Consider the following 12070-nt stretch of genomic DNA (forward strand, 5'->3'; position numbering starts at 1 on the left):
ATGGATCCCGTTCGACTTGCATGTATTAGGCCTGCCGCTAGCGTTCATCCTGAGCCAGGATCAAACTCTCCATAGTAAAATGAAGTGTGAGATCAAGACTATTTATGAAAAATAGAATTGTCCTTATTTAAATAATTTCTGATTCTATGATCGTCAGGTTGAGTTTTTTAACTTTCGTTGTTTCTCAACACTACTCGTTACGTTACATGATCATTTCCTTAAAGAACTTTATCGCATCCGCTTCGCGCTTCTGCTTGTATCATCGACATCCGAAGATGTGACCTGTCATTTTTTTTTCCGGACTCCCTTGCGGAGACCGCCCTTCGTTTCCGTTGGGACTGCAAAGGTAGGAATCTTTTTCGAACCTCCAAATTTTATTTTAAAATAATTTCCGGAGAAGATCTGAGTGCATCGGATCTGACGGATCAGACCGCAAAATAACCACTCTGTCTACCTTATGTCATCGTTCCGGAGAACCGTCCCTCCCTCGCGGAGTGGTGCAAAGATAGGAACTTTAAAACCACATTTCAAAGACATAAAACAAACTATTTTACCGCAAAAAGCATAAAACGCTGGAACAGCGAACAATAAAATTGAAAAAAGAAAGAACACAGGCACCATGGAATGCACAAAAGGCATACTGTTCCTATCATTGGGCAGGATCAGCAGGGATTTAAGCCAGGAATAACAGAGCTTTTATAGTGATTTACCTGTATGATCCCTCTACAGCCCCTCTATTATAACACTACACAACCCCTATAAAAATTAAAACAGATACGAAGAAGTAAAGAAGCGATGCAGAAGACATCCAAGGAGGGACGTATATATCGTATTAGAGATATTAAACTTTGAAAATTTTCTGTATCATTGCCTAGCAGCAGTTAGATTATGAATATCATCTACGGAATAGACTTACTTGGAACTATGGTTTTTGCCATATCTGGAGCAATGGCAGCCAACAGGCAAGGCATTGATGTTTTTGGCGCAACCTTTATGGGCTTTGTTACAGCAATTGGAGGTGGGTCCTTACGCGATGTATTTTTGAATATACGTCCCGTTTGGGTAGAAGACGGAAACTATTTAATCGCCATATTCATTGGAGTCTTTATATCAATAGTAGCAAACAGGCATCTTTATAACTGGGCCAAGACCTTAACACTATTTGATGCCATTGGAATTGGCTTTTTTACCGTAGTGGGGACACAAAAATCTCTAGACTATGGTAGCAGTAATATTGCTGCCATTATGTTTGGGATGTTCTCCGCAGCTATGGGAGGTGTAATCCGAGATACTTTAATGAATGAGACGCCCCTTATTTTGAGAAAAGAGATTTATGCATCCGCATGTCTATCCGGAGCTCTCCTATTCGTAATACTAGAATACTTTGGCCTAAGCCGAGGGTGGAATGCCTTTATCTCCGCTTCTTTTGTTGTTGCAGTACGATTGATATCCGTAAAATACAACCTATCTTTGCCAACAGTTTCCCCCGTTGAAGACAAAAAAAGCTAGAGAGCTTCCAGTAACCGCTCAAAGGACATTCCTCTTGACGCCTTAAGTAACACAAAGCACCCTGATATTGTAGCCATAGGAATCAATGCTTCTGTTGTATTTTCATAAAATTCAGCCCCTTCGCACTTATGCATATAGAACTCTTTCCCTACAAAAATAAGTCTTTCTAATAACAGCTCCTTCGCTTTCTGAATAACAAGCGCATGTTCTTCGTAAGCGTCTTCACCTAATTCAAACATATCTCCTAAAACCAATACTTTACGTTCGGCTGAAAGGACTTTCATATTATCTAATGCTGCGGCCATACTACTGGCATTCGCATTATAGAAATCCGCAATAACTGTATTTCGATCTGTTTTTGTAATCTGTGATCGGTTATTTTTAGGTATATAACCTGCTATTCCAGTATTTATAGCAATTGGATCTACGCCAAAGTGCAATCCAACAGCAATTGCTGCCAAAAAATTCTCTGTATTATAAGAGCCAGTCAAATTCGTAGAGACTTCATATGTTGCGGAATTGCTTCTCTCTTTCCAAGTAATAGCCAAGTAAGGATTTGCAATCAACAGCTTGCCTATCACATTATTTTCTGCACCAAATCCATACCGAACTACGGTATCGATATGTCTCTTCTTCGCCATTTCCACTAAGTGCATATTGTCACCCTGTAAAAACAGTATTCCATGATGATCCTGTAAATAATCATACAGTTCGCCTTTAGCAATCTTCACTCCTTCAAATGAACCAAAGCCTTCCAAATGAGCTTTTCCAACATTTGTAATCAATCCATGTGTTGGCTTAGCGATTTTCGACAAAAATGATATTTCGCCCAGATGGTTTGCCCCCATCTCAATAATTGCTATTTCAATATCTTTAGATATAGATAGTATAGACAACGGAACACCAATATGATTATTTAAATTTCCTAGGGTAGCGAAGGTCTTATATCGTTGTGAGAGTACAGCGTATAACAGTTCTTTAGAGGTTGTCTTTCCATTTGTTCCTGTAATACCTATTATCGGTATGTGTAATTGGTCCCGGTGGTATTCTGCTAACCTCTGTAGAGTCTCCAACACATCGTCAACTAGTATATACCGTTCATCTTTCTTACGTGTCGGATCATCCACAACTACATAACGGGCTCCACTAAGCAGCGCTTGGTCGGCAAAAGTATTACCATCAAAACTAGCTCCTTTCAATGCAAAGAAAATACTTTCTTCTTTTATATTACGCGTATCCGTAGATATTAAAGGATACTGTTTATATATATTGTACAACGCTTCTACTTTCATGGTCTACCTGTTTTGTTAAAGCAAAAATAAATAATACTTCAGGTTGTCAAAATCTATTCATGAATCTTTTTGAAAAACGTCTTACTTAAGCTTATAAGCTATTACACTATTACCATTAAAAGTAGGAATATACAATATACGTTCTCTAGCATTAAACCCTAAATCTGCAGTATTCATCTCTCCCTGTACATCTTGTAATTTCTCGATTATACCATCTGCCTTTACATAATAAATCAATCCCGGCCAGCACGTCACCAGAAAATCACCATTTCCAATAGGTTCTATCCCATCCCCTGCCTGTTCGAAACCTTGCGCCACTATAGTAACTTTTTTCTGAGAATCTATTCGCCAAAGCTCTTTACCTGCCAGCGCGTACAGGCTTCCATTCAACCATTTCAATCCATTAGCGTTATTTACATTATCCATATACAGCGAATAGTTACCCTCATCTATTTTATAAATTTTATTCTCTCTAGTATCCGACACATACACGACTCCTTCATTATCCACTGTAACATCATTCAGAAATACGGCCTCCTTAATTCCAATCTCATCAATGACATTCCCAGAAACCACATCTACAACAATGACAACATCAATATCAGCAATATATAATAGCCCCTTATGTAGAGCCAGTCCTTTGGGTGCATTCAATCCCGAAATCCAAGTAGCATTTCGTATAGAACCATCCGTATTTAAAAGAGCTATCCCTCCCTTTCCATCCTTTTCTGCTCCGCCTCCATCAATCAGAGAAACATATAATACCTCCTTTACTCCATCGTATAAAACAGATTCTGGGACAGCAAGCTTTTCATTCGCCACCCATAACTTCTCAAGTTGGTGATTTTGGCTCTTTGCCGTAAAAGCAATTAGCCCCACACATAATGCTAAAACTTTCTTCTTCATAACTATTTTATTAAAGTTCTTTACTTGGACCTACAATTCAGAGTTGTATACGATTCCTCTGCATACAAAATTTGGTCAATACCAAAATCAACCGTCAATTTACATTATTAAGGTTTGACATCCAATCTGATGATTCGAGAATACCTCTATATATACTTAAACAAATCTAATAAAAATGAGTTTGACAGCGCACAAAAAAAACGTAAGCTCAGCTAGCTTACGGTACGACTAAATCTAAAACATAAATAAGTTAGCCAATAGCTCCTATTGAGCTCTATTTTTCTCTTCACTGCTATTTTCTCGACGGCGAACGGATTGCTTCAAGTTTCCGAATTTATAATTGAAAGTAAACCGTATAGACTGGGTATCATTGTATTGCCGTATATCTGAATCATACTCTCTGAATTTGGTGTATAAATTATTCCGGTTGCTTCGAAAAACATCCGTTATCGCCAATTTGAACGAACTACGCTGGTCTTTTAAGTTATAACTTATACCGACATCCGTATTGAATCTTCCTTGAATTTTATACACATAATATAAAAAGGGTGAGTTATAACGTAAAGCCAATTCAGATGAAAGAGCCTTATTAATTTTAAAATTACTAGTTGAGTTCAACTGGAAGAATGTTGATCCTTCACTCACATAGTAACCCGCTATGGGACCACGAAAGTGCATATATATTCCAGTCAGATTATTATACATCGTCCAAAATTTACCGATGCGCGCAGGTACAGTAAGGTTGATGTAGCTTGTGCTCTGCTTCCCCAAGTTTTCCCGGGTTACCCATGTTGTCTTCAGAATAGTATCCTGTCCCATACTTTCCACCATGGCATCATTCGTAAAGTCGTGCCCTACTGCAATATTAAACATCTTATGTAATGTGTAATACAGTGAAAACCCGTTTGTATATTCCGGCTTCAAATATGGGTTACCACGCATAGATGTCCGCTTATCAATATAATACTCAAATGGATTAAGATGTCGGTAATTCGGTCTTGATATCTTGCGAGCATAATTAAGTGTAAATACATGATTTTCGTTCTTAGTATAACTCAACGAACCCGAAGGAAACCAATCTAAATAATCCCGCTTATTCTCTTTATTTTCCGTCCCCGATATTCCATCAGTCAGCGTATATTCAGAGCGAAGTCCCGCCTTCACCTCCCACTTATTTAACGACACACTATAATCAATATATCCCGCCGTTATTTGCTCTACATAATTGAATGCATTGGAACGCTTTGGGTTATTTTGCCAACTATCCACAATGAGTTGATCAAACCTTATTCCGTTATCTGATTCTACATTACTATATTTAATCCCGACTTCCAAATTACCTTTACCAACCTTCTGCGTATAATCCGCCTTCATAGCGAAGATCTTAATGTCTGTCAATGAATTGCTTCGCTCTTTATCTGGCGCATAGATTAGTGTCTCCCCATCAGGGAAATAGGTACGATACTCGTAATTGAGTCCAGTACTGGTTTTAAACATACTATAGTCCAAATCCATGGTCAACGTCCTACCCATCGTGTCTATCTTAAACTCATTATTAGCATTAAAGGTGTACTTATTAAATTTTTCCTTGCCTAATGTATAAGAATTCATCACAGAATCAATCACTCCTAGCGCACTTCCCATATTCGTTGTACCGGGATTATCCTGGTTTTCTACATTATTATTACCGCTGAATTGTAACACAAATGTATTACGAACAGATGTCTTTTGCTCTAGCCCCAACTTATAATTATGCGTCCGATCTCTCTCTTTTAATTCAGCAAGCTGACTAAATACAGTTTGCTTATCGCCGTCAGGAATCACACGCATAATATTCAGGGTTTCTATCGTTTTATTATCTGTATAAGCGTAGTTACTAAAAACGGTTGTATTATCTTTCTTATAGTTTAAGTTGATAGAAGAGTTTCCTCTAAGCCGCTCTCCCTGACCGACGCTAGCAACAAAAGATCCGTTAAATCCTTCCAGTTTATTCTTCTTCAGGATTATATTAATTACTCCAGCAGCCCCCTCAGCATCATCTTTAGCAGAACGTGTACTAGAGAGTTCTATGCTCTTGATTTGCCCACCATCTGTGCTCTTCAAAAATGTAGCCAACTGCTCTCCTGTCATATAAGTAGGTCGCCCATCTATTGTAACATTGACCCCCTGCCTTCCCATTAGACTGATGTTATCATCTTTATCTACATTGACACCAGGCGCTCGCTTTAATACTTCGAACGCATTATTTCCCGCACTAACTGAAGAGTTTTCTACATTCATCACCATTTTTCCCTTCACGTTCTGTATCAAAGGCAGCTCGCCCATTACCGTTACAGCCTCTATTTCTTTGTTAACAGGAGTCAACATAACATTTGGCAACTCCACACCTTCAGCCCCTATTTTGAATATGGCTGTTTCACCTTTACCGAATCCAACAGCTGTGGCTTCTATTATAAACGTTCCACTTGGATAGTCCAAAATTGTATACTTCCCTTCTTCATCCGTTACAGCTGTTTTTAAAACTGCTCTAGCAGTAGTCGTGATTAAATAAACAGAAGCTCCATTAATTGGCTCATTATTGTGATTCACAATCTTCCCACGTAAAGCCGGACGTTGATTAGCCGTTACTACTGTACTATACAATACCAGAGTGATTATCCAAAAAAAAGCGTTTTTCATAGTAGGCAATCGTTAGGGACTAAATCTATTGATTATTTAATAAGACGATTCATCGTCTGAAATGGTTGCATCCTTCACTTTCTTTTCCTTCTTCTTGGCCTTTTCGATATGCAATGGGGCACATTGTAGCCCGGAGCGTCTCATAATCCATTCTGTATATTTTATAGTTTCATCATTATCATATTCTTTTTTACAGTCGGAATAGGGTAAGTTCCACATTTTCGATCTAATGGTTTGGTCTATTGTTACTTTTGCTCCCACAGGAAGAAATACCACGACAGACACCGCTTCGTCACGATAAGGTTCTTCAGTAGTCAACGCAAAATGGCTGTCGAAGACAATCTTTCCCTTATCCTGTTTTGCTAAATAATCGATATGCGATGCACGCTCCGAGGCGCTTTGATAAGTTCGCCCTTTCGCAAAATAGTTATACTGCATATAAGGTATATCTAATGAATCAATATATTCGAAGCGAATGTTTATTTCATTCCTTAGGTATCTGGATAACTCCTTCTTTTTGAATGTCATTGTATACTTCTTATCTCCGTTATCCAATGCTGCCGCTTCTATTACCCTAATATCCTTTTCTTCGAAATGATAAACATTTTGTTTTTCTAGAACCTTCTCCACTTTAATGGTACTCGATTCTTTATACTCTTGTATCCCCACGAAAGAATAGACAATAATCAGAATAATAGATACTATCCATCCAGCCCACAAACTAAGCGATAGATACGTATTCATCGATCTCGTTTTCAGCAACATTCTTAAAAAAATGTGCAATAGCGCTATAAAAGGAATTGTAATGGCCATAACTCCGGCAAGCAAAGCAATAAACGCCTGTCCCGTTGACAGTAATTGTAATCCTGGAAACACCATTTCATCTTGGTAACCTAAGATTCCAGTTGCAAAACCGACAAAAGTAATGAGCATACCAATGATTACCATTCCACAGAAAACGAGCATAAGGAAAGCAAAGCCTTTACCTAAAATCTGGAAAAAGGTAGATATCCCCTTACCAACCGCCTTTCCTCCGTTACTCAGATGCCCTCTTACGGCTGACAAATCATCCTTATAGCCTTCCAATTCTTCCTCAAAATTCTTTTTAAAATTTTGAAGATTAGGTTCTTCACCACGCATAGACATACGATCAGCCCGTGTAATTGCTTCTGGCATCACAATCCAAAGGATAACATACAAAAGCACTCCAGATCCTCCGAAAAGAAAGAATAATATAAACAAGACTCGAATCCATTTCGCCTGCATACCGAAATAATACCCCAACCCACTACAAACTCCAGCGACCACCTTATCGTCGGGATTACGCATTAATTTCCTTTCAGAAATAACACGTTTGTAATCTTCCTTCGATTCATCCAAGTAAGGTTCATCTTTCATTTCGTCCACTTGCTCAAAGTCGCTAACCCTTCCCATCTGCCCAATCACCTCGTTAACATCTAGCATAGAGATAACTTCTTTCTTTCCAACTTGGATTCGCTCCGTAAACATTTCAGCAATACGGTTTTCTATATCTTGTAATATCTCCCCACTATCATCAGATTGACTGAAATGGCGCTTAATCTCAATCATATAACTACGCAACACCTCGTAAGCATCTTCTTCAATATGGAAGACTATACTATTTATATTGATAATTATTGTCTTATTCATATGTATATAATTTGTCTTTTATCTGTCATATGGAATACTCATGGGTTTTTGTGCTTCGCTAAACAGGAGTATTTCATATGTATATAATTTGATTTTCAGTTGCCATATGGAATATCCAAACTATATTCATTCGTGTTTGTGCAGTTGCTGCTACATTGATATTTCATATGTATATATTTTTTCATTATTCGTCTGTTGACAAATTGGTTTGTTTTTACTTCTTATTACCTGTTAAAGAAATTTCAACAGCGTATACTAACTCTTTCCAGGTGACATCTAATTTGCGTAACACTTCCTTTCCCTCTTCAGTAATCTGATAGTACTTGCGTGGGGGACCAGAAGTAGACTCTTGCCAACTATAGCTTAGTAGGCCATTATTTTTCAGTCTGGTCAACAAAGGATATAGCGTCCCTTCAACCACGAGTAATTCTGCTTTCTTGAGTTCTGCGATTATATCCGAAGCATAAATCTCCCCTCTAGAGATTATTGAAAGGATACAATACTCAAGTATTCCTTTCCGCATCTGGATCTGTGTATTCTCTGCTATCATAACAATACAAAGTTATATCCTTTAGATGGTACTTTGCAATACATAGTACTATATTTTTTCAAAAAACAAACACAAACAACTATAAATCAGTTAAATAATTTTATTTAAATAATATTTAACAAAACTTAATTCAATAAAACAACGGTTATATCGGGCAATAATCCGAGATTTGCATCGATGAAATACCTAAAAAGCTATATCTGGGCAATCGTATGGGCGCTAGTAATGTTGGTTCTACTACTATTACCGTCAAAAAACTTTGAAGTCAAAAGCGTTACCTTTTATGAAGGCTTTGATAAAATGGTTCATTGTGGGATATTTTTCGTACTATGTATAATACTCTACTGGGAATCTATCTTGAAAAGCAAGAGGTCTGTAAATAAATGGACAAGTATTCTCAAAATTGTATCCAGCACTGTTATCTTTGCCTTTGCCACAGAGGCAGCTCAACAATACTTATCCCCTACAAGGACAGCAGACATATGGGATATTGTTGCAGATATCATAGGTATAGGAATGGCTACATTTGCCTTCGTATTTTTTTATAAAAGAGAAAAATGAAAAGAAAAAAATATACAACCTGGTTTTTAGCAGCACTTATAACATTCCTTACGTTACAGTCGTGTGGAATTTTCAAAAAAGACTGTGGCTGTCCCAAACCATTGTCTGGCAAGCGGAAATAAAAGACAAGACAACATCACGCGCGGGCAATGGTCAACACACTGACTTTAGCTCCAGATAGCTTGAGAATTCTACCCGCCTCACTTAAGGTCGCACCGGTAGTCAGTATATCATCGACCAATGCAACATGTTTATCTTCTAGCATGCTATATTGTGGATTGATACTAAACACACCTTCGACGTTTTCGTATCGTTCCGATCGACTTTTTCTCGTTTGACTTACATTGTATACCTTTCGTACCAGCACATTCTCATGGACAGGTATACCTAGGGATTCTGACAAGCCCATACCAAATTGGAAAGCCTGATTATAGCCCCTCTCTTGGCGTTTTCTATTATGAATAGGGATAGCGACCAACGTATCAAATCCCTGATCTTTAGCAATATCCTTTATTATCCTCCCATACATTTCTCCCAAAAAGCGTCCTATCTGAGGTCGATTTCCGTACTTCAACTGATGTATAAGTCGTTCTACCCTTGAATTTTTAGACAGGTACAACATAGACATAGCCACCTCAAAATCCAACTTACCCCACAGCTGTCTAGCGGTCTCATTATTTACATCATGATGAAAATCTGTTAAGGGTAGATGATATAAGCATTCGGTACATACTATAGATTCATGAGCAAACAATACCGTATCACAGGCTAGGCACAAATTGGGCAATAGCACATGCAGTAGGTCCCTTACAAAGTGAGTTATATTCACAACTAGTTTACCTTGGTATAAAGCAAACTTAATAAAATATGCCGGTTAAATCTAACTAGTTAGTTTTCTCTTTTATAGCTAACTGTCCACATGCCGCATCAATATCCTTTCCTCGGCTCCTCCTCACATTCGTCACCACACCTTGACTCCTTAAATAGCTTGCAAAATCCTCAATTTTGTCTGCTTCAGCGTTTACAAAATCAGCCAGGGATATTGGGTTATACTCTATGATATTGACTTTACAAGGCACATGTTTACAAAATTTTGCTAGCTCTTTAGCGTCCTGTAACTCATCATTAAAATTATGGAATACGATATATTCAAATGTAACAGGGTTTTTCGTCTTAGCATAGTAATACCTCAGCGCTTCAGCTAAAGCGGTCAACGAATTCTGTTCATTAATGGGCATGATCTCATTTCGTTTTTTATCGTTAGCAGCATGCAACGACAGAGCAAGGTTAAAACGCACCTCGTCATCCCCGAGCTTCTTTATCATCTTAGCAATACCCGCCGTAGATACTGTAATACGTTTTGCCGCCATATTTAATCCATCTGCCGCAGTTATACGTTCCACAGATTTCATCATGTTAGCATAATTAAGTAGCGGCTCCCCCATTCCCATATACACAATATTACTGAGGGGCTGTCCATAGTTTTCTTCTGCCTGTTTGCTAATAAGTACTACCTGATCATAGATCTCATCTGCATTTAGGTTACGCTTACGATCCATATAGCCCGTGGCACAGAACTTACAGGTCAGGCTACACCCCACCTGCGAACTGACACAAGCAGTCATCCGGTCTGGTGTTGGAATCAGCACCCCCTCTATGATATTTCCATCATATAAGGAAAAACTGCTTTTTATTGTTTTGTCACTACTTATTTGTGATTCCTTGACCTTAACATAATTAATGGAAAAACTCTCTTTCAATTTTTCTCTGAGGCCTTTACTGAGATTACTCATTTCCTCAAAATCTGTAGCGGATTTTTGCCAAATCCACTCATAAATCTGTTTGGCGCGGAATCCCTGTTCACCCATATCCACTAACTTGGCTTTCAATTGTTCCAATGAAAGGCTCCGTATATCTATCAATTTTGTAGTACTCAACACGATACAAAGATACGTCAATTTTCCCTTTTTCACCATTTTTTGTTTTTTGAATCGAGTCTGTTACAAGATATTCTAAAGTAGTATTCCTATATTGTGCACAAAACAGCTAAACACAATGAAACAATATTTCTTTATCTCAATTATCACTGGAATAGTATTAATGAGCTCATGTGGCTCAAACAAATATTCCGCAACGGAAAAAGTATATAAGAAAAAAGCAAAGGAGTTTGCCATACAGTATAAAGAAGCTCCTGTAAAAGGACAATTGGAAAAAATAGCGAGCACGGATAAAGAATGGATTGCTTCTATCAATTTCGGGATTCGAAAACCGAATTATGTAATGATTCATCATACGGCACAAGATTCCTTAGCACAAACAGTAAAAACATTTCATAACGCTAAAGCAGGAGTCAGCTCTCATTATGTAATTGGTCGAGATGGCAAAATCGTGCAAATGGTCAATGATCTATATCGTGGCCATCATGCAGGCGCAGGACGCTGGGGCAACGATACGGACTTAAACTCTTCCTCTATCGGCATAGAACTTGATAATAATGGAACTACCGATCCTTGGACAGATAAGCAAATACAAGCCCTTCTTAACCTACTAAGCTCTCTCAAAGAAAGTTACAATATACCACAGGCAAATTTTATCGGACATATGGACTACGCTCCAACACGCAAAAACGACCCTTCACGTTTCCCGTGGAAAATTCTCGCTGACAAAGGCTTCGGATATTGGTACGATGAATACCTAGAAAATGTTCCCTCGGGGTTTGAACCTAGGTTGGCTCTTAGAATAATTGGATATGATGTGAAGAATCTAGATGCTGCAATAAAGGCATTCAAACAACATTACATTCAAAAAGACACCAATTCTGCCCAACTGACAGAATACGACCTCAAGGTCCTATATTCCATCTTTAAGAAATACTTATAAAAAAAGGGGCTAAAGCCCCTTT

At 38.1% G+C, this 12070-nt stretch carries 10 protein-coding genes and 1 rRNA gene; 3 read left to right on the plus strand and 8 right to left on the minus strand.

The genetic code is table 11. From position 1 onward, the window contains the following. Positions 1-76, minus strand: a 16S ribosomal RNA gene (locus M472_RS29850); the annotation flags it as partial. Positions 77-888: 812 nt separating this feature from the next. On the opposite strand from M472_RS29850, the gene M472_RS29855 reads away from it, so the two are divergent. Continuing rightward, a complete protein-coding gene (locus tag M472_RS29855; protein ID WP_021069541.1) occupies positions 889-1509 on the plus strand; it encodes a trimeric intracellular cation channel family protein in 621 nt (206 codons plus the stop codon). On the opposite strand, the gene M472_RS29860 is transcribed toward M472_RS29855, so the two are convergent. The 5 genes from M472_RS29860 to M472_RS29880 all read right to left on the minus strand — a co-directional run bounded on the left by M472_RS29860 (position 1506) and on the right by M472_RS29880 (position 8607). Beyond that, positions 1506-2801, minus strand: a complete 1296-nt coding sequence (locus M472_RS29860; RefSeq protein ID WP_021069542.1) for a UDP-N-acetylmuramoyl-tripeptide--D-alanyl-D-alanine ligase — start codon at positions 2799-2801, stop codon at positions 1506-1508. The genes M472_RS29855 and M472_RS29860 overlap by 4 nt on opposite strands. Positions 2802-2882: 81 nt before the next feature. Then, positions 2883-3707: an NHL repeat-containing protein gene (locus M472_RS29865; RefSeq protein WP_021069543.1), complete on the minus strand. Its 825-nt coding sequence runs from the start codon at positions 3705-3707 to the stop codon at positions 2883-2885. A gap of 264 nt (positions 3708-3971) precedes the next feature. Next, positions 3972-6386: a TonB-dependent receptor domain-containing protein gene (locus M472_RS29870; protein ID WP_021069544.1), complete on the minus strand. Its 2415-nt coding sequence runs from the start codon at positions 6384-6386 to the stop codon at positions 3972-3974. A gap of 36 nt (positions 6387-6422) precedes the next feature. Beyond that, positions 6423-8057, minus strand: coding sequence for a PspC domain-containing protein (locus tag M472_RS29875; RefSeq protein WP_021069545.1), 1635 nt, complete (start codon positions 8055-8057; stop codon positions 6423-6425). 214 nt (positions 8058-8271) lie between these two features. Beyond that, positions 8272-8607 (minus strand): PadR family transcriptional regulator, encoded by a 336-nt coding sequence (locus tag M472_RS29880; RefSeq protein ID WP_021069546.1) that lies wholly within the window; start codon positions 8605-8607, stop codon positions 8272-8274. Between the two features lie 225 nt (positions 8608-8832). Here M472_RS29880 and M472_RS45960 point away from each other — a divergent pair, with 225 nt between their 5' ends. Further along, positions 8833-9168 carry a VanZ family protein gene (locus M472_RS45960; protein ID WP_394330227.1) on the plus strand — a complete coding sequence of 112 codons (336 nt, stop codon included), beginning with the start codon at positions 8833-8835 and terminating at the stop codon, positions 9166-9168. A gap of 136 nt (positions 9169-9304) precedes the next feature. Here M472_RS45960 and M472_RS29890 read toward each other — a convergent pair whose 3' ends face one another. Together M472_RS29890 and rlmN are read right to left on the minus strand one after the other, a co-directional pair. Continuing rightward, a complete protein-coding gene (locus M472_RS29890) occupies positions 9305-9997 on the minus strand; it encodes a ComF family protein (protein WP_022829296.1) in 693 nt (230 codons plus the stop codon). A 55-nt stretch (positions 9998-10052) separates the two neighbouring features. Beyond that, on the minus strand, positions 10053-11144 hold the full coding sequence (gene rlmN, locus M472_RS29895) for a 23S rRNA (adenine(2503)-C(2))-methyltransferase RlmN (protein WP_021069549.1): 1092 nt from the start codon (positions 11142-11144) through the stop codon (positions 10053-10055). A gap of 79 nt (positions 11145-11223) precedes the next feature. On the opposite strand from rlmN, the gene M472_RS29900 reads away from it, so the two are divergent. Next, on the plus strand, positions 11224-12048 hold the full coding sequence (locus tag M472_RS29900) for an N-acetylmuramoyl-L-alanine amidase (RefSeq protein ID WP_022829297.1): 825 nt from the start codon (positions 11224-11226) through the stop codon (positions 12046-12048). The last annotated feature ends 22 nt before the right edge of the window (positions 12049-12070 follow it).

Source organism: Sphingobacterium paucimobilis HER1398, assembly GCF_000416985.1.
Classification (GTDB): domain Bacteria; phylum Bacteroidota; class Bacteroidia; order Sphingobacteriales; family Sphingobacteriaceae; genus Sphingobacterium; species Sphingobacterium paucimobilis.